We start from the raw sequence: 22,252 nt of genomic DNA, 5'->3' as shown, positions 1-22,252 counted from the left end.
TTTTTCGTGACAGTAGAACACGGTGCCGATACAATCAATGGACCTGGAGATGTCTTCCAGGTCGAAGGCGGAGAGCATGCAGCCCGTTTATCTTGACCATCAAGCCACTACGCCCCTCGATGAGCGCGTGCGCGATGCAATGCGCTCAGCAGGGTTCGGAAATCCCCACTCAAGCGAACACATCGTTGGTTGGGAGGCGGCGAAAAAAATCGAGAAGGCGCGGGAGCAGGTCGCAGCGCTGATCGGCGCAGACGCTGACGAGGTCTTTTTTACCTCAGGGGCAACCGAAGCCAACAATTTGGCAATTCTCGGTGTTCGAAAGTTCATGCGAGTTTCGAAGGACAGGATCCTCCGGACTCCCATCGAGCACAAAAGTGTGCTGGCGGCATGTAGAGCGCTATCCGAGGAGTTCGGATTTGAAGTCAGCGATCTACCGGTCGACCGGGATGGGAGAGTTGTTCTTGAAGCTATCAATCGGGTGGTAGACCCCCGAACGGCGTTGATATCGGCGGGCTTAGTAAACAGCGAGATCGGCGTCATCCAAGATATTGCCGCCATCAACAGTCTCAAGGGGGACGCCCTCTTTCATTGCGACGCGGCGCAGGGCCCGGCAGGAGTGAATATCGCCAATTTGGCCGCTCACTGCGATATGATGGCGCTTTCGGCGCACAAGATGCGAGGTCCGATGGGGATCGGTGCATTATATATCGCACGAGATTCACAGCCGCAGATTGCTCCCATCCTGTTCGGCGGTGAGCAACAAAGTGGAATGCGGCCGGGTACCCTCCCGCTTGAGCTTTGCGTGGGAATGGGGGCCGCGTGCGAATTGGCAGCCTCGAACGACGCTGAGCTGCAACGGATTGCGTCGGTTAAAGATGCGTTTCAAAAAGCCCTAAGAAATAATGGGGTCGAATTCAATTTGAACGGGGTGAAAGACCTTCATTTAAGGCACCCGGGAAACTTTAATATATCCATCAAAGGAACTGATGCGAAGCAGCTGCTGCAATTGCTACAGCCGAAAGTCGCGGCGTCAACGGGATCTGCTTGCGCATCCGGCTTCCAGGAGCCCTCATACGTTTTGATGGCCATAGGCTTGACGGAAGAGGAAGCCAGTTCCTCCATCCGGTTCAGCATAGGTGCTACTACGACGAAAGAGGATGCAATTTATGCCGCGGTAGAGATCGCAAATGCGTTGTCCCGCCTAGTGTGAGGGGAACGATATTTAATCGAAAGTTGCGACTGTCAGCGAGACTTGGGTGAGGGGTTTCGTGAATGACGAGGGCGCGCATTATACGATCAGCGTTATCTCATCGCGATGCAGCCCGTGTGTTCGTGCAGACAAGGTTGGTCAGGATCGTGCCAGCCTCATTTATCCTTCGTCCGGCTCGTTGGATGGAGTTTCGAGTGTGTGCTCGTTTCGCGCCGGCATAGCATTTGGACCTCGAGCGAGGCTGGTGCGGGTGAGGGCCTCCTGTGGCGTCTCGGTCAGAAATCCCAGTGTCCGGGCGATCTCCATCTCGTCTTTGTTCGGTCGGCGGGGTGGAGATTGTTCCGCAGGCCGAGGGGACGCGGTGCGACGCTTCTTCCAGCTCTTCTTGGCTGCAAGAGAGCGCCGCTGTTTTCTTTCGTCATGTGTGAGGGCCTTCCCCAATCCGAACAGTTCAACTTCGGATTGTTGCCGACTCGCCCGATCTTGCGTGCGCTCCCGAGCGAAACCTCGTGTTGGCACCTCCGCCTCTGGGGCCCCGATCACACGAATAGTGAGCTCAATTCCTGCCGCCGGGCGCCCTTGCTGATCTTCGTTTCTGACCGTGCCATAGCTGACGCGAAATCTGGAACCGAACGAGTAGGGCTCATCCAGTTTAAGCGCCATGGTGCTCTCAAGTATCCTTGAGAAGGGCTGCAAACGCTCTTTTCTCAGCCGACTCCAATCGCTGGACTCTGGCAGACAGAACAGCTCCATTACCTCGCCACGAGAAAGCCCCCAGCGGACGATGCCGCCCCCGCTCCAGTATGCCCGGGCCCGAACCGCAGCAGCCATAACCCCTCGCAGTGCTTTTTCTTGCCACTGGGCGGTCAGAGCGGCAAGCGTGCGCAGCTCGAGATAGGCATAGTTCTCACCCCCTGCCGTCGGTTTGACAATTTCCAAAAGTCGTTCGGATGATACTGTGCAGTCCGATAGCCATTTCTCAGGGGCAATGTCGGGATCGTCCTTGAAAGAAAATGTTGCGTTCCTGAGTCTCCTGAGGCCCTCGTGAGGGCGCGAGATCCCGAAGCCTTCCTTGAGTACAGAAACCCGAGGCGGCGTTCGGCCGGCGGACGCGCACCCGATCAGGATCCAGAGCAGGAGTATGTCCTGCGGGCGGAGCTTTCCGTCCCACCTCAACGAACGCAGGGCAGAGAGATTGACCGCGATCGATGGAGAAACAGACTCAAATGCGACCGACGAGACGCAGGCGTCGAGATCTCCGCGGACCGGCGTTGGATCGGTCCGAAACCGAGCGGTCTCATGGTGAGCCAGAAGTTCTGCGGCGTGAACGGCCTTCCGTCCCTCTCGCCGGTGCTCAAAGCCTTGGAGGCCAATCGCAACTGCGTGCGCTGCCTGAACGTTGAGGTCGCCCGATCGCATCACCCGGTCCACGAGTTGGGCATGACTTTCACCGGTTTCCGGCACAACCGAGTAGTCAAACGGCGCTATACCCTCGCGCGCCAGATCGACGTAAGCCTCGTAAGGAACTTCTCCGCCCGTGGGGCGAACCCAACGGCGTTGAGCTTCCTCCGCGGAGGGAAGGGGCCCTGGATGAGGTATGTACGGTCGCCGCATAAGGCTCTCTCGCTCAAAGTATCAATCACAAAGTCTGGCCATCATGCCTGAAAGCGTCAAGCGGTGATCGATCTCACCCTCAAACAGCGATGGAGGTGCAGGAAACTGCGCCACTACCGGGAAATGCATCCGAGCGATTCACATTATTTAACCTTGGAGCGGGGGAAGGGCGCTGACCCTCATCAGGCGCTTTCACGATCACAATATGAATCGCTTCAATGCATCTCGCTTGATCTATCCAAAATAGGGCATTTTAAGCGTGCTTTAAGGGGTGGATAAATCATGCACTCAATCTCCAAGAACTCGCGCCCTCGAAACTGATCTCGTCCGCTGCCGCCTCACCCAAATGGAAGTTGCCCCCCGCCCAGGTGATAGCGTCGGCGTACCTCGAGAGGCCTTGCGTGCGTCAAGGTGGATGACTGTACCGCGACGAACGAGCGTGATGGCGTATGAAGAGGTAACGGGGGTGTTCCCGGTTCTTGCGTGACCTGCGTCACGCATCATCCTCTATGAGATCGAGGACGTCCTCAATACGGGTTTCCCAGTCTTCGCCGCCCTTCGGGCGTTCGTATGCATCGCGCGTTGATCACGCAAGCTGGGAGTTCATGCAGGATCGGGGTGTTTCAGACGATGGACAAGGCGATCAGCCACAGCTTGAGCGGACGGCATCACGCACGTTGTCCGCAGTCGCCGTATCGGGAGGGCGCCGTAAGAAGGTAGATGCAATTCGGTTAGGGGGGGGCATCGAGAAGTGGCGAATGTTCATGTCGTCGATCGGAGGCGTACGCAGCGGGCTGATCGGGCAGGAAGGAATGGGCGTGATCATAATGCGGCTCCTGGCTTGAAGGTGCCAAGATTATCCGCTTGATCCGTTCGGCGCCCAATCAGTCGCGACGAGTTCGACTTGTTACCACCTCGCCATGCGCTCTCCACCCGCGTAGCAGGTTAGTTCTGCGGCCTCCGAAACAGACTGTCAGGGTCGTTCAGGCGATCTTGGCAAAGTCTGGAAAGCTAACATGCACCGAAGGCTGCTCGAACGTCCGATTTGGGTTTGGAAAGAGCTGGCTGTAGTTAACGATCGTGTCGCCGAGAGAAATATTCCTACTTTTCGGGCACCCCAAGGTCAAGCAAGGCGAGGTTCGAATTGCAGCCCGATGTTTGGCATGAACGCCGCCCATAGCGCTGACAACCCCGTCCCGCCATCCAGAGGTCGTAAGTGTCGCATACTCCGGCTCTTGAGCAAGCAGCGCCATGGATTCGGGCAGCGCAGCAGCGTGTTTATCGAGGTCCATCGACGCGCCGGCCATCAGCAGTTGGCTACCGTCGCGCCCGGCCAGTTTGCCCTCTACATTGAAGTGCGGCAGGCGGTGGCGGCGCTGGTGCCAGCGATTCGTCGGTGCCCATCAGGATCGTCGCAGGCAGCCAGCACCGCCGCATCAGCAAGCCTACTGAAGAGGTGGAAGGGAAGCCGACCCGCCTGACTGGTAGATAGCCAGTTCGTAGAAAATGATGAGGTCCTTGCGTATCTTGGTGTGTCCGCAACCGCTGTGAAGGGCGCACGCTGATCTGCGGAGACCCCGCAGAAGAGCAGAACTATTGACACATACTATCCAGATGGTTAGTAAAGCTGTTGCTTTTGGAGGTTGGTGTCATGTTGAATTTGCTGAGTGGAGTGCGTGTGGTCAGCCTGAACCACTTCTTGCTGGGTCCGGTTGGAACTCAGCATCTGGCGGACTTGGGCGCTGACGTTATTTCGGTGGAACCCCTGGATGGGGCGTTTCAGAGAAACTGGGGTGGTGCCAACAAGCGCATAGACGATCAATCCATGCTGTTTCTCGCCGGTAATCGGAACAAGCGCAGCCTGGCGCTGGATATGAAGAGCAAGGCCGGCAGGGAAGTGGTCGAGCGTTTGATCGCGCAGGCCGACGTGCTTGCCGAGAATTTCCGCCCGGGCGTCATGGACCGTTTGGGGCTGGGCTGCGAAACCCTTCTTGAGCGACATCCGGGTCTGATTTACGCCGCTGCTTCAGGTTTCGGGGCAGACGGCCCCTATGCCGACCGACCTGGCCAGGATCTTCTTATTCAGGCCATGTCCGGCCTGGCCAGGATTACCGGGTCGGCCGACGGGGCGCGTCCTGTCGGCGTTTCGGCTGCGGACCATCATGGCGCGGCGCTCTTTGCGCTCGGTATTCTTGCGGCGCTTTTCCGCCGTGAAAAGACAGGCAAGGGCGGCAGGGTGGACGTCAACCTGCTTTCGGCCGCGATCGATCTGCAGGTCGAGTCCTTTACCTGTTTCATGAACGGGGAGCAGCCCGAGACTGTCTATCAGCCGAAGAATGTTGGTGGCTGGTACTTCGCTGCACCGTACGGCATTTATGCCACCCGGGACGGTGAGATTGCCATTTCCCTGGGTGAAATTTCCCTGCTCGCCAAGGCGATAGACCGCCCTGAACTCAACGATTTCGACAAGAACGCCCAATATGTGCAGCGCGAGGAAGTGGCGGCGATCGTTGCTGCGGCCTTTGCCCAGCAGGACACGGCCCATTGGGTCGAGCGGCTGAACGCGGAAGGGGTCTGGCACAGCGTCGTGAATGATTATCCCGACGTCGTGCGTGATCCCCAGGTTCGGCACAATGACACGTTCATCGAGGTCGAGGGCGCCACCGGCTCGCCCATCCGGTTGGTCAATCATCCCATACGGTACGACGAGGCAACGGCCAGTGTGTCCCTGCCCCCGCAACCCCTGAGCGCGCAGGCGGAACAGATCCTGCACATGCTGGAGTACAGCGACGACGAAATCGAGACTCTGTTCGATTCAGGTGTGGTTCGCCGGCCAGGCACATAGAAACGGCGACAGGGAGAGGAGGGGTCAATGACTGCAGATTCAACCGCACACCGGCGCTTTGCCGCCGTACAGAAAGTGATGGACCGGGTAAATTCGGTTTCCGCCATGTTCGCCGGTTTGTGCCTGGCGGGGATGGTGCTGGCGGTTGCCGTCGCCGTGTTCGTAAGGCTGCTTTACACCTACACGGGCATAAGGCTCGCCGCCCCCTGGGGCGAAGAAGTCGCCCGCTACCTGATGATCGCCAGCGTGTTCATCGGGGGGGCGGTGGCCGCGGGCCAGAAACGGCTCATCGGGGTCGATGCCTTTGTGGCCGTCATGCCGCCGCGGGTCTCCCGCTGGCTGGCAGTTGTTGCGCACCTTCTGACCCTTTCGCTTGTGCTGATGATCACCTGGCAGGCTATCATGCTTGTCGAATTCGGCATGCGCCAATGGTCCCCCGTCCTGCGGATGCCCATGGCGGCCGTCTATGGTGGCGTCCTCGTTGGCGCCGTGCTCATGGTGGCCAATGTAGCCGTGCTGGTCGTGGGTACGCTCCTCGGGGTCGAGGATCCGGAAGCGCCGGCTCCCACAGATGTTTCCGGAAACGTGCGGGATGTGGGAGGCGTCGAATGATTGCCGTGCTGTTTATTGCCTGCGCCCTTATTCTCCTGGTGGGCGCGCCGATCATGGTGGCCTTGGGTCTGTCCGCAGCCATCGCCTTGGAAATCGACGGCAGGCCACTCATCATCGTGTTGCAGACGGTGTTCCAGTCCCTGGACTCCTTCAACCTGATGGCGATTCCGTTTTTCGTGCTGGCGGGCAATCTCATGCAGTCCGGCGGCATTGCGCGCCGGCTCATCGCGCTGGCCAATGCGCTGGTAGGCTGGATACACGGCGGGCTCGGCGCCGTGGCAGTCGTTACCTCCATGCTGTTCGCCACGGTTTCCGGTTCTTCGTCGGCAACAACCGCGGCGATCGGTTCCACGCTTATCCCGGCCATGCAGCGCAAGGGATATCCCAAGGCGTTCGCGGCTTCGGTAACGGCTGCCTCGGGAGAGCTGGGCGCAATCATTCCGCCTTCCATTCCCATGGTGATCTACGGACTCGCGGCCAACGTGTCGGTGGCTTCCCTGTTCATTGCCGGGATCATTCCGGGTCTGCTGATCACCGCTTCACTGGTGCTGACTGTTTATGTCGTCACCCGCATAAAGGGGTTTGACGAGGTCGTGCCGCTCAGCTTCGGGGGCTGGATGTCGGGCCTGTGGACGGCGTTCCGCCAGGCCCTTCTGGCACTGCTTATGCCGGCGCTCATACTGGGCGGTATCTATGGCGGCTTTTTCACGCCGACGGAGGCCTCCTGCGTCGCGGTGCTCTATGGCCTTTTTGTCGGGTTGTTCGTGTACCGTGAGCTGAGCTTCAAGGATCTGCCGCGTGTTCTGGCACGCTCGGCGGTGATGTCCTCGATCATCATGCTGATTGTGGCGTTTGCAGCCGTGTTTGCCTATCTGCTCACCGTCAACCAGGTGCCGCAGAAAGTGGCCGGCATGCTTGGCGCCATTTCCGACAATCCGGTGCTGTTCCTGCTGCTGACCAACGTGTTGCTGCTGTTGGTGGGCATGTTCATCGAAGCTCTTGCCGCGATCCTGATCCTGGCGCCGATCCTGGCGCCGGTGGCGGTCTCGTTCGGTATCGATCCCATACATTTCGGCATGGTGATGATTGTCAATCTCGCCATCGGCATGGTGACGCCGCCGGTCGGCGTGAACCTGTTCGTTGTGTGCCAAATCGCCGGTCTGAAACTCGAGCAACTGGTGCGCTATCTGCTGATTTTCCTGGGGGTGCTGATCGCCAACGTGCTGATCATCACCTACGTGCCGGCCGTCAGCACGGCGCTGCTTTAGATCTTCAACGCAACAATCTGAGGAGGATTATCTTGAACCTGTTGCAAAAAACGACTGCTGCTATCTTTGGCGTGATGCTGACGGTAGTGCCATCCTATGCCCTTGATATGAACCTGGGCCATACGCTCACTCCCGACAGCCCCTTTCATGCCGGGGCGCAGAAATTCGCCGATATTCTCGAGGAACGGTCTGACGGGGAGATCAATATAACCGTTTTCCCTCATTCCCAGCTCGGCGGGGAACTGACCATGATCCAGGGTGCCCAGATGGGTACAGAGGATGTGTTCGTTACCGGACAGTCGACGCTCACCAATACGGCGCGTGAATTCCTCATCTTTGATATTCCATATCTGTTCGACAGCGTCGATCAGGCCAACGAAATCCTGGCTGGTCCGGCGGGCGACAAGTTTCTCGACGTACTGCCGGAATACGGACTGGTGGGACTGGGCTGGTTCTCGGCCATGGAACGCAATGTTTTCGCGTCAAGGCCAATTAATTCGGTCGATGATTTCGCCGGCATGAAAATGCGGGTCATCCAGTCGCCCGGCTATGTGGATAGCTATTCCGCCCTGGGGGCGCAGCCGACACCGATGGCCTATGCCGACCTGTATCTTGCGCTCCAGCAGGGCGTGATCGATGGTGCGGATACGTCCCCGGACCAGTTCGTATCGGACAAGTTCATTGAGGTTTCCGACTATTATAACCTCACGCGCGTCCACTATATGCCGGCGCTGCTGATCATGTCGAAATCGCGCTGGGATTCGTTTACGGCCGTGGAACAGGAAATGGTTCAGCAGGCTGCCGACGAGGCGATGGCCTATGCCCAGGACTATTACAAGCAGGCCTATGACAATGCCATCACCGAAATGGAAGAGGCCGGCGTCACCATCGTGGAGACGGATGTCGACACCCTGGTGGAAGCTACCGATCCGGTGGCGCAGCAGCTGATCGACCAGATTCCCGATGGTCAGGAGTTCTACGACGCGGTGATCTCCGCGCGTAACTGATAGTGACCGTGCGGGCCGGTGCGCCGGCCCGCATGCATGTTGCGGGGTTTAGCAATGAATGAAGAACTCGTTGGGATGCAACAGCACGGCGCTGTACGTATTGTCTCAATTCAACGTGCGGCCAAGCTCAATTCCCTCAACCATGACGTGGTCGGTGCACTCGATGCGGCGTTGAGTGCCGCGGTCGACGATCCGGATACCCGGGTGATCATTCTCGCCGGAGCGGGGGAGAAGGCGTTTGTTGCCGGTATGGATGTCGAAGATATTGCCGGCGCGGACGCCGTGCAGGCCTTCCGCGCCATGCAAAAAGGCCAGGACTTCTTCCGGCGGGTTGCCCGCCTGCCCAAGCCCACCATTGCCATGGTGCAAGGGTATGCCCTGGGCGGGGGATTTGAACTGGCACTGTCCTGCGATTTCATCGTCGCGGGTGAAAAGGCCCGGTTCGGGTTCCCTGAAATCACCCTCGCCACGTTTGCCGGCTGGGGCGGCACACAACTCGCCATGGCGCGGATGCATCCAGCTTTCGCCCGGGAGATGCTGTTGAGCGGCAGTCACTACACAGCCGAACAATGCCGGCATTTCGGCTTCATCAACCGTATCGTGCCCCAGGACAGCTTGCAGTCGGATACGCTGGCCTTTGCCGCCCTTTTCGCCGACAAGGATCCCGTGGCCCTGGAGTTTGCCAAGACCGCGACCCTGAGTGCAGGATCGGCATCCGATACCGGCATGCTTGTGGAAGCGGGGCTGTACGCGATCAATTTCGTTCAACCGCCCGCCCGTGCAGCGTTCGAGAATTTCCTGGCGGCGCGCCGGCGGTAATTACATAGGATCAGAAATGGCACTTATTCAGTATCTCACACGCATTCAGTTCGAGGCGGGAGCCATCGCGCTGCTTTCCGAAGAACTGCAATTGCAGGGTAGCTCGCGACCGCTGATCGTGACCGACAAGGGTATCGCTGCCGCGGGCATTCTCGCCACCGTGCTCGAAAAAGGCGGCCTGCCGGCGGACACGGCGGTTTACGACGGCACGCCTGAAAATCCCACCGAAGCGGCTGCCATGGAGGCCGTCGAGATGTTCAGGTCGGCCGATTGCGATGGCATCGTGGCCCTCGGGGGCGGATCGGCGATCGATCTGGGAAAGGCGGTATCGCTGTTGGCGAGCCATGATGCGCCGCTCGAACAGTACGCGGTCATTCTGGGCGGTGCCGGGCGCATCACTTCGAACAAGCCGCCCGTTATTGCGGTACCCACCACGGCCGGAACGGGAAGCGAAGTGGGGCGGGCAGCCTTGTTGACCCTGGAAGACGGCCGGAAGCTGGGGTTCATTTCCCCGTTCATGATTCCGGATGTGGCGCTTTGTGACCCGGATCTCACGGCCGGGCTGCCGCCCTATCTGACCGCTGCCACGGGTATGGACACGATGACCCATTGTATCGAGACATATCTCAGCCCCAAATTTAATCCCGTGGCCGACGCGATCGCTCTGGACGGCCTGGCGCGGGCAACAGGCTGGCTGGAAACCGCCACCCAAAACGGCGACGACCGCCAGGCGCGCACGGAGATGATGATGGCCGCCTTGCAGGGCGGACTGACCTTCCAGAAAGGCCTTGGTGCCGTTCACTCCCTTTCCCATCCGCTTGGCGGGCTCAAGAGCATCAAGCTTCATCACGGCACGCTGAATGCGGTTCTGTTGCCGGCGGTGCTGCGCTTCAACGCTCCGGGCGCCGAAGCCAAGTATGCCAAGATCCGGGAAGCCATGGGCCTTGATGCCGACGCGGACCTTCCCCAATCCATAGCGGATTTGTCGATCCGTCTGGGGTTGCCGGGCACCCTTGGACAAATGGGGGTCAAGCCGGATTGTTTCGAAGCCGTCGCCGAGGGAGCGGTAAAAGATCACTCCACGGCGAGCAATGCGCGCGAGATAGGTGTTGATGACTTTGTTCGAATTCTGCATGAAAGTCTGTAAGACGGGAATTGGATCCTGAAAGCTGCAGGAGGGTAAGCCGGCCTAATGTCCGACAAGACGGAGGAAGACACACCAACCGTGCGCTGGCGGCGCAAGTCGACATCCAATGCCGCTATGCGCGAGATGAGCATGCAGCGAATCACGGAAGCGGCCTTCCGCCTTTTCGTTGTCCGGGGGTACGAGGCCACAACCCTTCAGCAGATCGCCGATGAAGTGAATATGACCAAAGGGGCGATCTTCTTCTACTTTCAGAGCAAGGAGAATCTTCTCCTTCATCTGCTGGCTTCGGCGGAAGAGGCGGTTGTGAGCACTTTCATCGAGAAAGTGGATTCCTCGAACGCTTCGCCTTCGGAGCGAATCGTGGATTTCTTCCATCACGGTGCACGCCAGGGCCTCGAAGCTCCGTACAGGCTCCTGTGCCTAATCCAGATATCGATTGTGTTCAGCGGTCAGGACAACGAGATCGGCCGGCGAGTCACGGATATCTACCGCAGAATCTATGAGCATCTTACCGGTATTGTCGAAGAAGGTCAGAAAGTTGGCGCGTTCAATAACGACATCAAGCCTTCCGAGTTCGTTTCCATGATCGTCGCCATGCATGACGGCATGATGCTGGAATGGCAACGGCGGGGAGGCGAGATTGATGGGCGATTGCTGGTGCAGGCCGTCAGGGTGAGCATGCTGAATGGTATGCTGGCTCAGGGAAGCCGGTAGAGGTCGCGGAGCCGGAGGCCGGCAGCCTTGCGGTCCCAGGTGCCGGTGCCGTTCGGCCGGTCGCGCAGCTCTTTCTTTCGTACTTTCTTATTGGGGGTGCGCGGAAGCCCGCTCAACGTTTCGATGTATCTGGGCAGCATGAAATGCGGCAGCTGTCCAGCAAGAAACGTGAGCAGCAAGGTGCAATCTACTTCCTGGTGAGGGCCGGCAACGACGAACAGTTTGATCTCGTCGTCATGCTGGAACCCAGACGGCACGCCCACGGCAGCAGCTTCGGCAATCATGCCGGAACGCATCGCGGCCGCTTCGATCTCGTAGGACGAAATATTCTCCGACCGGCGCCGGATGCGGTCGCCGATGCGGTCCAGATAGAAGACATCTCCGCTTGCGTTCTGGTAAGCCAGATCTCCGGTGTGAAACCATTGGTTGCGCCAAGCGGCGGCAGTTGCATCCGGCCTTCCGGTGTATTCGATCATGGTGGTATACGGGTGACGCGGGCGCACCTGGATTTCACCGACGGTACCGGCAGGCAAAGGAATGTCGGTTTGAGGATCCGCGATCTGCATGTCGTACCACTGTGCAAGCAGACGTCCACAGGAACCGGGCACACGCGGTGCCTGCACCGATGTCCATAGCGGGTTGCCGATCTCGGTCATGCCCCACATCTCGATACCCGCAAGATCGAAACGGCTTTCGAATTCCGCTCCGATTGCTAGGGGAAGCGGGCAGCACATCATACGGCGCATTTGATGTTGGGCATCCAACGGCGAGGCTGGTTGCGCGTGGATCATTTCGAGCATTGGACCGTGGGCCATGGAGATGGTGATCCGGTGCCGGTGGACGCGTTCAATCCAAACAGCGGCATCGAAGCGTTCTTCCAGAACGACATGCGCACCTGCCATCATCGCAGCGAACACGCCCATATATTTGCCGGCAACATGATTGAGTGGGTGTACGCAATAGTATGTGTCGTCCGCATTGAGGCCGGTTGCCTCCAAAACCTGCTGAGCGACCATGTGCAACTGCTTGTGCGGCAGCAGGGCGCCCTTGGCAGGACCGGATGTGCCGGACGTGAACAGCACGGTGGCAGCCGCTGACGGTGATACTTTACCCTCGGGAAGGCGTTTGGCGGCTCGTTGCAGTACAGGTTCGATATCCCGCGCAGCCGCAGGAAAGGGCGTGTTCGGGGGGCGGCCGTGAAATAACATTAGTGGTGCGGGATCGACCGTCACGGCCGCGATATTCCTATGCAGGGACCATTCTCCGATAATGGCGGCAGGCGGACAGGTCGCTAGTATATGTTGCAACGGCTCGCCGCTCAGATCAGGGTGGATCGGCATTTCTACACACCCGATCGCGCTAACCGCTTGCCAGGCGATCAGGGCCGGAATGCCGGTGGGAAAATGTGTGGCGATAGTCTGACCGGGCTGCATGCCTAGGTCGCTCAATTCGCTGGCAAGAGATGCCACCTGGCGCATGAAATCGTCATAGGTAACCGTCGTATCTGTCGCGGCCAGCGTGAGGAAAGGCTTGTCCGCGCTGATGCGCCATCTCATTGCCGCAACCGCTGAAATCGTTTCACTTGCGGGTACTGAAGGTTGCACGTTCCAACTCCACTAGATGCTGTGCCACGTCAAAGCCGGCTGTCGACCGAATGCCGGATCCGATGCAAGTTTGGCCTCGGTTCAGGACCGCACCGTTGACTTCTAGCATAACCGCGCAAGCAGCGCTTGCAGAACAATTTCTGAAGCATCGAGTGCCGTTCGAGGACGTAAGAGCCGGGATGGGAAACCGCTGACGGCAAGAATGCCGAATGCCCTATTAATGTCAGCCATACCGGATCTACTTCCAGCCACATGTTGACAACATACCATCTGGATAGTAAGTTTAAATCAAGAGGAAAATTCATGCTCAATACATACGATGACGCAATGTCAGCAATGATCCGGCGTATCAATGCGGGTCTCTCTGCATCGCTGGACGGATTTCCGCATTATGCCGAGCCGCGGACGGGGGAATGGACCCTGACTCCCGACGGTTTCTGGACGGGCGGATACTGGGTTGGAGAGTTGTGGCTCGCTTGGCTCGCCACCCACGATCCGCAGTACAAGGGCGCGGCCGAGCAATGGCTGGCACGGCTTGGGAACCGCATTCACTCCAAGACGGTGTTCCGCGGCTTTCTGTTTCTTCATGCCGCCGCGCTCGGTGCGGATCTGGCGGATAGCAAGCGGGGGCGGGCATTCGCCATCGATAGCGCACGTTCCCTAGCCGCGACATTTGACGAGAGCGCCGGTCTCATGCCGCTGGGTCAGGACGCGGAAGAGGCCCACACGGTCAGCAATACCGATACCAACATCGACGGACTGACAGCGAGTCCGTTGCTTCTTTGGGCAGCCGATGCTGCGGATGATCAGGATTTGCGCCGAGTCGCGCTTTCTCACGCGCATCGCAACGCCCATTATTGCATGCTGGATGATGGTCGCGTGATTCAGTCGGCCTCGTTCAATGCACAAACCGGTGAAATCCTGAAGCGGTTTACCCACAAGGGCAGTTCCGACGATTCCGTTTGGACCCGCGCCCAGGGATGGGCGATGCTCGGTTATGCTGTTTGTGCCGGCATGGCTCCCGAGGACGAGGCCTTACTTCAGCACGCTGTTACCGCCACAGACTGGTGGCTCGCGCATGCGCCGGCCGACCATGTCGCTTACTGGGATTTTGACGCCGCGCAGGCCGGAGATACCCGCCGCGACACGTCTGGAACGGCAATTGCCGCCTCTGCATTGCTCAAACTGTCGAAACTGGTAGGCGGTGATCGTGCCGACGAGTACCGCAATCGTGGCCGGTTGATGGTCGAGGCGCTGGTCGAACACCACCTGCAGGTTGGCAAAGGCGGCAAAGGCAATGCCGATGGGCTTCTGGCGGATGGCTGCTTTGATATGCGCAGTGGAGCAGGTACTTCCCACGAGCTCATTTGGGGCAGTTATTATCTTCTGGAATCGCTGCTGGTCCTGCGGGGCAATACCGCCGGCAAAAGCCGCATAATCGGTGTATGATGATGAGAGATTTCCTGAATGGCCTGGTCGGCACATCCGCCGTGTTCTCAAGAACGGTGAGCGAGACCGATGTGTCTGGATTCGCGCAAATCACCGGCGACGACCATCCCAACCACACGGACGAGTCCTATGCCCGGTCGGTGGGTTTGGGTGGCCGGGTGGCGCAGGGGGCTTTGCTGGTCGGTTTCATCGCAGGCGCTTCCAGCCGCTATCTGGAGCAGGTAGGCCGGCCGGCCGTATCCTACGGATATGACAACGTACGGTTCCTGAACCTGGTCGGCATCGGCGACCGGCTGGAGATCATCTACGAAATAACCGGCGTGGATCATGCAAAGAACAACGCTGCCGCTACGGTTCATATCACGAATGAACGGGGAGAACTCGTCGCGGCAGGAACCAACATCCTGCATTTCACCAGCTCCTAGCCGGAGAAATCTTCACAACCACATGTAACGGGAGGAGAACATGAAGAAACATTTTTGGCTTAAGGCCGCCATGGTGGCGGCAACACTCACCGCCAGCAGCGCTGCCATGGCTGCCGACTACACGATCAAGCTGGGTTGGGTGACCCCCGACAGCGAAGTGGATCCGTATGCGATCGGTGCCAACGCATTCAAGCGGCTGGTCGAAGAGCGTAGCGACGGACGCATTGAGGTCGAAACCTACCCCAACCGCCAGCTGGGCGACGAACGTCAGTTGCTGGAAGGTCTCCGTTTCGGCACGGTGGATGCCGCCGTAGTGGTCAATGCTGTCGTGTCTCAGTTCGAACCGGCCTTCCAGATCAATGATCTTCCCTTTCTGTACGGGACGGCAGAAGAGGCATATGCCGTGCTGGACGGCCGTCCGGGTGAAATTCTGGCCGAGAAGCTGAGGGACCGCGGGGTGGTTGTCCTGGGATACATGGAAGGTGGCTATCGCAGCATGGTCAACAATGTGAATCCGGTGGCCAAGCCAGAAGACGTGTCATCGGTCAAATACCGGGTCATGCAGAATCCGGTCTACATCGACATGTTCTCCATGCTGGGCGGGAACGCCATTCCCATGGAATGGGGTGAAACCTTCATGGCTGTGCAGCAGGGTACCATCGACGGACTGGAAATGCCGGTGGCATTGGTGGATGCCGCCAAATTTTATGAAGTGGCGGACTACCTGTCGCTGACGAACCATACCTATTCCGTGGCCAATCTCCTGATGTCCGAACGGTCCCTCTCGGGGTTGCCGGAAGATTTGCAGCAGATCGTGCTGGAAGCTGCGGACGAAGCGGTGACCGAACAGCGCGTGCGCCAGCAGGAAGTGGAAGCCGAAACAGTAGAACGGCTGGAAGAAAAAGGTATGGAGGTGAACCAGGTACCCGACGTGGCCCCTTTTCGGGAGGCTGTGGCGCCGATCTATGAAAAGTACCGTGACGATATCGGCGCTGAACTGATGGACGAAGTCTTCGCCATCATCGAGTCTCGCTAGCGGATTTGAGGAAACATGGCCAAGGTTCTGACCATAATATGTGACTGGCTTGCACGATTGCTTGTGATGCTTGTCGTGGTCATGACCCTGGTCATGCTTCTTTCCCTGGGGCTGCAGGTCGTATTGCGATACGCATTTTCAGTCACGCTGCCCTGGCCTGACGAAGTTGCCCTGGCGATGTTCAGCTGGTCCGTGCTGCTGATTGCGCCGTTGGGCATCCGGGAAGGCTTTCACGCACGGCTCGTTATTGTCGCGGAAAGCCTGCCGCCACGCTGGCAAATCATACAGCAGCGTTGCGTGAATGCTCTTTGTATAGTTCTGGGGGGTGTTCTGTTCTGGGCTGGCGGGCGCTATACCTTCGAAGCGGGCGGGCTGCGGTCCGCCGCCATTGGCTATCCTCTGGTCTGGCTGTATGCCGCCCTGCCGGTGTCAGGCGTGTTGATCATGATATTTGGTGCGGAACGGGTCATTCGCGTGGATCAGCCCGAGACGGTTGTAAAAACCGATGTCTGAAGTCGCACTTGTCCTCACGACCGGGTTCGCCCTGCTGGTCATTCTGGGTGTCCCGTTTGCGGTTGCATTAGGGCTTTGCACGGTGGCCGCTCTTGTGGTTGCCGATGTTGATCTGCTTGTTTTGCCCCAGATGATGCTGGGGGGCACGCAGTCCTTCAGTCTGCTCGCGATCCCGTTTTTCATGCTGGCCGGCCAGATCATGACGCAAGGCGGCCTGTCTCAACGCATTGTCGATGTCGCCGATGTTCTGGTTCGGCACTTGCGCGGTGGTCTGGGGCACGTAACCATATTAGCAGCGGCCATATTTGCGGCCATTTCCGGATCGGCGCCGGCAACTACTGCCGCCGTGGGCTCGATTTTGATACCGGCAATGGTGGAACGGGGCTTCTCGAAACCTTTTGCGACAAGCTTGGCCGTCAGCGCGGGCGTACTCGGCCCGATGATTCCTCCCTCGATTGCCGCCGTGATTTGGGCGGTTATCGCTGAAACCTCGATTGCCCAGCTGTTCATAGCCGGAGTCGGGCCGGCGGTGTTGTTGATCATCGGTTTCATGATCATCACCTGGTTTCACGCAAAAAAGCACAATATTCCGCGAATGCCCCGTGCTAGCTGGTCCGAGATTCGACAAGCTTTCCGTAACGGTATCTGGGCGTTGATGGCGCCAGTTCTGGTTTTGGGTGGAATCTATAGCGGCATCTTCACCCCCACAGAAGCGGGTGTCGCCAGCTGTCTTTATGCAATCGTAGTGGGAACTTTTGTTGAACGGCGCATCCGGCTCAGGGACCTACCCGATATCATCATGTCCGCAGCCAAGACATCGGGTATGATCATGTTCATTATCGCTGCTTCCTCCGGCTTCGGATGGTTGGTTGCGCAGGAACGACTGGCCGTCGGCGCTGCCGAATTCCTTGTCTCGAGTGTGGGGGAGCCATGGCTGGTGATCATCGTGCTCAACATCGCGATTATCATAGCCTGCGCGGTTATGGACGAAATCGCCATCATGGTGATCCTGGGGCCTATGTTTATCGCGCTATCACAGCAAATCGGCATGGACCCGATTCAGTTCGGTACTATCATCGTCACCAATGTCGCCATGGGTATGGCCACGCCCCCGATCGGCTATTGCCTGTTTGTGGGTATGGCTATTTCCAATCTGTCGCTCGGGAAGCTTGCCAAGGCGATCTGGCCGCAACTGATCATAATGGCGGTGGTCCTCATGCTGGTCTCTTTTGTGCCTCAAGTATCGATGACACTTCCATCGGTATTTTATGGTTGAGTGGCGGCAGTGATCGTCCCTTTCAGCGCCTGCACCGAAGGGCCTGCTTCAGCAAGCGCCTGATACATTCCATCTGGTGCCGTGTTTTGTACCTGGTGGCCGTCGCACTCAAGTTCGGCACAGGATGCCCCGACTGGGCCGAGAGGATTTTTTCTTCGCCGCGGTGATGATCTTCCTTTCGGCTTGATCTATGATGCCATCCTCCGCCATGTGCCAGCATATCCTACCGCGCCGGTATGACGACGGCCCTTCACAGGATCTTTTTCCTGTTGCGGATCGCGGCCAGCGTCGGGAACATCGGCACATCCGCAGCGTTTCCGTCTCCAACAGCTGACCCTCTGGATTCGGCCTCTTTTCGCCTGTCGGCAACGCGCCCTCATTCCTGCCTTTCAGCCCGGCTTTGTGCCGTCCCAGATGCCGCCGGTCCGCTTGTATCGCTGAAAACTCATGGGGGGAGCCGCGGCCCGAGCTGAGCCGTCAAGGTCCGCCAAGTTTCAATGAGCAGCAACGAGACCATGGTCGCCGGTGTCGATTAGCGCAACCAGGATCCGCCAAGATTCTACAATTGCGTTCTATTGTCAGGCCTAGCGGTCCACACATGGGCTTAACGCTCTTGACTTCCCGTAACGATATACTAGTTTGGCAAAAACTCAGACCGCGGTCAGACCGCAAGAGGAGGAGGTATTCACGTGTCTGAAACACAGCTTTTCAAGAAAGTTTATGGTTCGGTGGCCGCATCTAACATCGGATCGGCTATCGGTGCTGCGGTTGAATGGGTGAGCGTGCCCGGAGGCGGATGGAAGGCCGTCGAGGATCATTTCGGCTGGGTGGAGGGGCTACTTCCTTGGGTTCAGCAGGACCGAGAGGTCAGATATTGGAACAACAGCCCGCCGCTGCGCTACCAACACATGGATATGCCTCCGGGGATGACCGAAGACGGCGCGGAAATTCGCTATCTTCTGGAACTCGCAATGATCGAGAAGAACGGTCGTATAACCGTCGAGGATCTCGCAGACGTCTTTCGGCGGGAGATCAAGCGGGAAGATATCGGTCGCCTGGTCAACCCCCACATCGTTATTCATCTCGATCGTCTGCAGGCCGGCGATGAAAATACGAGGATCCATCCGCGGCTTATCGGTTCCCTGACGCCGTGGCCGGGGCTCGTCGATGCGGCTCATATGATTGGTCCGGTCGGCATCATTAATGCGGGCGACGCCCGCCAGGCATCGCTCGACACTATCGATATTTGTTCGCTACTTCAGCCGCCGGTGAGCGGGGGTACCGAAGGATCCCGCGTGATTGCCGCGGCCACTGCCGAGGCCTTTCGGCCTGAAGCGACGGTCGACAGCGTCATCGAGGCGGCGAGAAACAACGTGTCACTGTTTACTCGACAAATTCTTGACCAAGCTCTCGAGATTGCTGTCAAGCATCCCGATCTACGCGATATTCGGGAGCCGATCCGTAAGCATTTTATGCCGACCTATCCTTACGCCGATGCTGTGGAGACCGCCGCCGAGGTTTTGGCTCTGTTCTGGATCACCAAGGGCGATGTGCGCGAGGGGCTGATCGGCGCGACCAATATCGGGCGCGACACCGACTGTATCGGCGGGATGCTCGGCTCGATCTGTGGCGCGTTTAAGGGGATCGACGGCGTGCCGACAGAATGGGTGGAGACCGTCCAGTCGGCAATCAATGCCAACGAATACACGATGCAAAAGCTTTCCATGAAGGAAACCGCAGTCCGCTTGACCACAGCGGTAAGGGCCAACCTGGCGGGCCTCAAGCGCCAGGTTTCGGAGATCGAGCAGCTCGACAGCTGACGGTCGCCAATATTGAACTGATCAACAACCGGGAGGAGAATATCATGTCAGGACCAAAAAATTTGGCGCTCGCTGGAGCCGCAATCCTTAGCATGGGGTTGGGGTTTTCAAGCGCCGTCAATGCGCAAACGATCCGCATTCCGCACTGCTGTGCTGCTGACAGCCATTTCGATGTGGCCGCCGAGCGGTTTGCTGACTTACTGGCAGAAAAAACGAACGGCGAAATTCAGGGAGAGGTGTTTCCCTCGGGCCAGCTCGGTCAGGAAACCGAAGTGATCCAGAACGTTCAGTCCGGTTCGATCGAAGCAACTATCATCGGCCATGATCCGCTGGCGCAATTCGCCGAGGAGACAACGATCCTGAGCCTGCCCTACCTATTCGACAATCACGACCAAGCGTTCGAGCAACTCGACGGCGAGCTTGGCGAACGGTTAGGGGCTATCCTGAGCGAACGCGGGCTGCGTGTGCTGGCGTGGGGAAACAACGGTGCACGCGTCTATACCAACGACCAGCACTCGCTCGAATCGCCTCAGGACTTCGTCGGCCTCAAGTTTCGCAGCCCGGAGAATCCGGTGAACCTTGCGGTCACCGAGGCGCTCGGCGGTATTGCGGCGGCGATTCCGTATGGCGAGGTCTATACCGCTCTACAGCAGGGCACGATCGACGGGCAGGAAAATGCAGTCATCAATATCTATCCGGCCAACCTGCAGGAAGTGCAGAGCTATATGTCGATGACCAACCACCTGCTGTCGTTCGTGGTTCTGGTGATGAATGAGAATTACTTCAACTCGCTTTCGCCGGAGATGCAGACGGCCGTTCAGGAGGCTGCCAGTGAAGCCATGGCCGAAGAACGTGCAACCGCACAGACCAGTGCCGACGAGATGACAGCCCTTATGCAAGAGGCTGGCGTCGAAGTCACCGAGCCGGACCTTGCCCCTTTCCGGGAGATGACCCAGTCGATCCACGACGAGTATGTTGGTAGCCGCATCCCGCAAGACCTGTATGATTTGGCGGTCGGCGCGACAAACTGACCGAGGGATATTCGCGAGGCACGGGGCACTATCCCGTGCCTCGGCCATGCAAAGCATTGGAAAACCAAGTGCTAAAACGTGCAAATATAGCAGCGTACAAGTTTGCAAGCCTTGTGACGATCCTATGTGCTGGTGGGCTTGTGGCTTTGGTCTGCACCAATGTGTTTGCACGCTATGTCCTCGCCATCAGCATTTTATGGTCCGAGGAACTGAGCCGCCTTCTCTTTGTCTGGGTGGTTTTTCTCGGAGCTTATGTAGCTCTTTACAGAAAAGCGCATATGGCCGTTGTTATCGTTATCGAAGCCTTGCCCCCTACCACCCGCCGCGTTCTGGTCCTGCTCGGATTGGTGCTGGTTCTCGCTTTTCTTGCTGTCATTGGCTTTGCCGGTGCGCGGCTGGCATGGACCGCCTATTCGTTCGGGAGGCAAACGCCGATCCTGGGCATTTCTGCTGCATGGGGATATCTTAGCGTTCCGGTCTCCAGCGCGCTTATGTCACTGCGCTTGTTCGAGGACATCCGCGAAGCCTGGATCGGGGTTGCTAAACCGGACCACCCGCAAGCTGAAAGCTCGGCGCCATGAGCATTCTTCTGTTCGCCGGCGTTTTCTTTGCAATGCTGATCATCGGCATTCCGATAGCCTTTGCCGTCGGCCTTGCCGCTTTGGCCCATGTGCTAATCCTTTTGCCGCATCTCTCGCTCGATATTCTGCCCCAACAAATGTTCGCCGGCGCAGATTCCTTCGCGCTGACGGCAATCCCGTTCTTTATCCTGATCGGCGAGTTGATGAACGCTGGCGGCATTTCACGCCGTCTGGTCGATTTTGCGCGTGCAGTGGTCGGGCGGTTGCAGGGCGGGCTGGGCATCGTTTCGTTGCTGTCTTCCATGATCTTCGCCAGCTTTTCGGGCTCTTCAGTCGCCAACGCGGCCAGTACGGGCTCGGTGACCATTCCCGCGATGCTCCGTGGGCGATACTCCAGGGCGGATGCCGCCTCGATCGAATCTGCCTCCAGCGGGCTCGGCGCAGTGCTTCCACCGAGCATTCCAATGATTGTCTACGGCAGTATCGGCGGTGTTTCGGTCGGCGGTCTCTTTGTCGGCGGCTACGTCCCCGCGGTGTTGCTGTCTCTCGGGCTCATGGTTCTCATCATTCTCAAAGCTAGAAGACAGGGAATTCCACTCGATGAACCGGGCACACCGCGCCAGATCATCTCCACTGCGTTCGACGCGTTTCCGGCGCTGATGACGCCCTTTATCATCATGGGTGGTATTCTGGGCGGGGTAATGACCCCAACCGAATCCGGGGCCGTGGGCGCGGCCTATGCCGCTCTGATCGCGTTGTTCTGGTACCGCGAAATGCGCCTGAGCGATTTGCCGAAAATTTTGTTGAACACGGCCGCCACGACCGGGGTGGTGATGCTCATAATGACGATTGCCGCGTTGTTTTCGTGGATCATGGCGTTCGAGCGCTTGCCGGCCCAAGCAGCCGAATTTCTACTTTCGGGCATCTCATCGCAATGGGTGTTGATGCTTGGGATCGTATTGTTTCTTCTGATCGTGGGAATGTTCATCGATACGATTTCGGCGCTCATTATTCTGACGCCTGTTCTGCTTCCGATCGCGCTTGCCGCTTCAATCGATCCCCTGTTTTTCGGCGTCATCGTATGCCTGGCGCTATCGCTGGGTGCCGTCACCCCTCCCGTCGGTGTGGTCCTTTTCGTCACTGCCTCGATCGCAGAAACCAGTGTGGAAAACGTGTCAAAAGCCATGCTGCCGTTCTTGGCGGTTCTTTGCGGGGGGACGATGCTCATGGCGCTGACCCCGGAATTGATTCTTTGGCTGCCCAGACTTTTTGGATATTGAG

General features: G+C 58.3%; 20 protein-coding genes. 17 read left to right on the top strand and 3 right to left on the bottom strand.

Annotated elements, in window-relative coordinates; genetic code table 11:
• Positions 1–37: 37 nt before the first annotated feature.
• Complete coding sequence (locus tag KKY_RS13090) at positions 38–1,210, top strand: cysteine desulfurase family protein (protein WP_090832576.1); 1,173 nt, start codon at positions 38–40, stop codon at positions 1,208–1,210.
• A 159-nt stretch (positions 1,211–1,369) separates the two neighbouring features.
• Here the strand turns inward: KKY_RS13090 and KKY_RS13085 are convergent, their stop codons facing one another.
• Positions 1,370–2,629: a hypothetical protein gene (locus tag KKY_RS13085; RefSeq protein WP_139305151.1), complete on the bottom strand. Its 1,260-nt coding sequence runs from the start codon at positions 2,627–2,629 to the stop codon at positions 1,370–1,372.
• Positions 2,630–3,807: 1,178 nt separating this feature from the next.
• A complete protein-coding gene (locus tag KKY_RS13075; RefSeq protein ID WP_041528766.1) occupies positions 3,808–4,131 on the bottom strand; it encodes a hypothetical protein in 324 nt (107 codons plus the stop codon).
• 344 nt (positions 4,132–4,475) lie between these two features.
• On the opposite strand from KKY_RS13075, the gene KKY_RS13070 reads away from it, so the two are divergent.
• From KKY_RS13070 to KKY_RS13040, 7 genes are read left to right on the top strand one after another with little or no spacing between them, the layout of a single operon-like run.
• Complete coding sequence (locus KKY_RS13070; RefSeq protein WP_083824095.1) at positions 4,476–5,669, top strand: CaiB/BaiF CoA transferase family protein; 1,194 nt, start codon at positions 4,476–4,478, stop codon at positions 5,667–5,669.
• Positions 5,670–5,696: 27 nt separating this feature from the next.
• On the top strand, positions 5,697–6,281 hold the full coding sequence (locus KKY_RS13065) for a TRAP transporter small permease (protein WP_014131840.1): 585 nt from the start codon (positions 5,697–5,699) through the stop codon (positions 6,279–6,281).
• Entirely contained in the window at positions 6,278–7,549 is a 1,272-nt protein-coding gene (locus KKY_RS13060) for a TRAP transporter large permease (protein WP_014131839.1), read from the top strand. Before KKY_RS13065 ends, KKY_RS13060 begins: the two co-directional genes overlap by 4 nt.
• A gap of 32 nt (positions 7,550–7,581) precedes the next feature.
• On the top strand, positions 7,582–8,556 hold the full coding sequence (locus KKY_RS13055; RefSeq protein WP_014131838.1) for a TRAP transporter substrate-binding protein: 975 nt from the start codon (positions 7,582–7,584) through the stop codon (positions 8,554–8,556).
• Between the two features lie 54 nt (positions 8,557–8,610).
• Positions 8,611–9,375, top strand: coding sequence for an enoyl-CoA hydratase/isomerase family protein (locus tag KKY_RS13050; protein WP_014131837.1), 765 nt, complete (start codon positions 8,611–8,613; stop codon positions 9,373–9,375).
• A 16-nt stretch (positions 9,376–9,391) separates the two neighbouring features.
• Positions 9,392–10,522 carry an iron-containing alcohol dehydrogenase gene (locus KKY_RS13045; RefSeq protein WP_014131836.1) on the top strand — a complete coding sequence of 377 codons (1,131 nt, stop codon included), beginning with the start codon at positions 9,392–9,394 and terminating at the stop codon, positions 10,520–10,522.
• Between the two features lie 45 nt (positions 10,523–10,567).
• Positions 10,568–11,236, top strand: coding sequence for a TetR/AcrR family transcriptional regulator (locus KKY_RS13040; protein ID WP_014131835.1), 669 nt, complete (start codon positions 10,568–10,570; stop codon positions 11,234–11,236).
• On the opposite strand, the gene KKY_RS13035 is transcribed toward KKY_RS13040, so the two are convergent.
• Positions 11,221–12,792 (bottom strand): AMP-binding protein, encoded by a 1,572-nt coding sequence (locus tag KKY_RS13035; protein WP_050811710.1) that lies wholly within the window; start codon positions 12,790–12,792, stop codon positions 11,221–11,223. The two genes, KKY_RS13040 and KKY_RS13035, sit on opposite strands and share 16 nt — an antisense overlap.
• Before the next feature lie 351 nt (positions 12,793–13,143).
• On the opposite strand from KKY_RS13035, the gene KKY_RS13030 reads away from it, so the two are divergent.
• From KKY_RS13030 to KKY_RS12990, 9 genes are all read left to right on the top strand, one after another.
• A complete protein-coding gene (locus KKY_RS13030) occupies positions 13,144–14,289 on the top strand; it encodes a glycoside hydrolase family 88 protein (RefSeq protein ID WP_014131833.1) in 1,146 nt (381 codons plus the stop codon).
• On the top strand, positions 14,286–14,714 hold the full coding sequence (locus KKY_RS13025) for a MaoC family dehydratase (RefSeq protein WP_139305150.1): 429 nt from the start codon (positions 14,286–14,288) through the stop codon (positions 14,712–14,714). The genes KKY_RS13030 and KKY_RS13025 overlap by 4 nt, the downstream gene beginning before the upstream one ends.
• A gap of 40 nt (positions 14,715–14,754) precedes the next feature.
• The gene (locus tag KKY_RS13020; protein WP_014131831.1) at positions 14,755–15,750 is read left to right on the top strand and encodes a TRAP transporter substrate-binding protein; all 996 of its coding nucleotides are present in this window, start codon (positions 14,755–14,757) and stop codon (positions 15,748–15,750) included.
• Between the two features lie 15 nt (positions 15,751–15,765).
• Positions 15,766–16,263: a TRAP transporter small permease gene (locus KKY_RS13015; protein WP_014131830.1), complete on the top strand. Its 498-nt coding sequence runs from the start codon at positions 15,766–15,768 to the stop codon at positions 16,261–16,263.
• Positions 16,256–17,539, top strand: a complete 1,284-nt coding sequence (locus KKY_RS13010) for a TRAP transporter large permease (RefSeq protein ID WP_014131829.1) — start codon at positions 16,256–16,258, stop codon at positions 17,537–17,539. Before KKY_RS13015 ends, KKY_RS13010 begins: the two co-directional genes overlap by 8 nt.
• A 689-nt stretch (positions 17,540–18,228) precedes the next feature.
• Entirely contained in the window at positions 18,229–19,359 is a 1,131-nt protein-coding gene (locus KKY_RS13005; protein WP_014131828.1) for an ADP-ribosylglycohydrolase family protein, read from the top strand.
• Between the two features lie 44 nt (positions 19,360–19,403).
• Complete coding sequence (locus tag KKY_RS13000) at positions 19,404–20,390, top strand: TRAP transporter substrate-binding protein (protein WP_158308078.1); 987 nt, start codon at positions 19,404–19,406, stop codon at positions 20,388–20,390.
• Positions 20,391–20,458: 68 nt separating this feature from the next.
• Positions 20,459–20,971, top strand: a complete 513-nt coding sequence (locus KKY_RS12995) for a TRAP transporter small permease (protein ID WP_158308077.1) — start codon at positions 20,459–20,461, stop codon at positions 20,969–20,971.
• A complete protein-coding gene (locus KKY_RS12990) occupies positions 20,968–22,251 on the top strand; it encodes a TRAP transporter large permease (RefSeq protein WP_014131825.1) in 1,284 nt (427 codons plus the stop codon). The genes KKY_RS12995 and KKY_RS12990 overlap by 4 nt, the downstream gene beginning before the upstream one ends.
• Position 22,252: the final 1 nt, after the last annotated feature.

The sequence above is a fragment of the Pelagibacterium halotolerans B2 genome (assembly GCF_000230555.1).
Taxonomy (GTDB): domain Bacteria; phylum Pseudomonadota; class Alphaproteobacteria; order Rhizobiales; family Devosiaceae; genus Pelagibacterium; species Pelagibacterium halotolerans.
Note: the sequence above shows the minus strand (reverse complement) of the source record. Positions and strands in the feature narration are given on the sequence as shown.

Bases quoted from the DNA above. Each gene is read 5' to 3' on its own strand.
- KKY_RS13090 (WP_090832576.1), top strand. From the start codon at position 38: ATGGACCTGGAGATGTCTTCCAGGTCGAAGGCGGAGAGCATGCAGCCC.
- KKY_RS13085 (WP_139305151.1), bottom strand. From the start codon at position 2,629: ATGCGATCGGGCGACCTCAACGTTCAGGCAGCGCACGCAGTTGCGATT.
- KKY_RS13075 (WP_041528766.1), bottom strand. From the start codon at position 4,131: ATGGCCGGCGCGTCGATGGACCTCGATAAACACGCTGCTGCGCTGCCC.
- KKY_RS13070 (WP_083824095.1), top strand. From the start codon at position 4,476: ATGTTGAATTTGCTGAGTGGAGTGCGTGTGGTCAGCCTGAACCACTTC.
- KKY_RS13065 (WP_014131840.1), top strand. From the start codon at position 5,697: ATGACTGCAGATTCAACCGCACACCGGCGCTTTGCCGCCGTACAGAAA.
- KKY_RS13060 (WP_014131839.1), top strand. From the start codon at position 6,278: ATGATTGCCGTGCTGTTTATTGCCTGCGCCCTTATTCTCCTGGTGGGC.
- KKY_RS13050 (WP_014131837.1), top strand. From the start codon at position 8,611: ATGAATGAAGAACTCGTTGGGATGCAACAGCACGGCGCTGTACGTATT.
- KKY_RS13045 (WP_014131836.1), top strand. From the start codon at position 9,392: ATGGCACTTATTCAGTATCTCACACGCATTCAGTTCGAGGCGGGAGCC.
- KKY_RS13040 (WP_014131835.1), top strand. From the start codon at position 10,568: ATGTCCGACAAGACGGAGGAAGACACACCAACCGTGCGCTGGCGGCGC.
- KKY_RS13035 (WP_050811710.1), bottom strand. From the start codon at position 12,792: ATGAGATGGCGCATCAGCGCGGACAAGCCTTTCCTCACGCTGGCCGCG.
- KKY_RS13030 (WP_014131833.1), top strand. From the start codon at position 13,144: ATGCTCAATACATACGATGACGCAATGTCAGCAATGATCCGGCGTATC.
- KKY_RS13025 (WP_139305150.1), top strand. From the start codon at position 14,286: ATGATGATGAGAGATTTCCTGAATGGCCTGGTCGGCACATCCGCCGTG.
- KKY_RS13020 (WP_014131831.1), top strand. From the start codon at position 14,755: ATGAAGAAACATTTTTGGCTTAAGGCCGCCATGGTGGCGGCAACACTC.
- KKY_RS13015 (WP_014131830.1), top strand. From the start codon at position 15,766: ATGGCCAAGGTTCTGACCATAATATGTGACTGGCTTGCACGATTGCTT.
- KKY_RS13010 (WP_014131829.1), top strand. From the start codon at position 16,256: ATGTCTGAAGTCGCACTTGTCCTCACGACCGGGTTCGCCCTGCTGGTC.
- KKY_RS13000 (WP_158308078.1), top strand. From the start codon at position 19,404: ATGTCAGGACCAAAAAATTTGGCGCTCGCTGGAGCCGCAATCCTTAGC.
- KKY_RS12990 (WP_014131825.1), top strand. From the start codon at position 20,968: ATGAGCATTCTTCTGTTCGCCGGCGTTTTCTTTGCAATGCTGATCATC.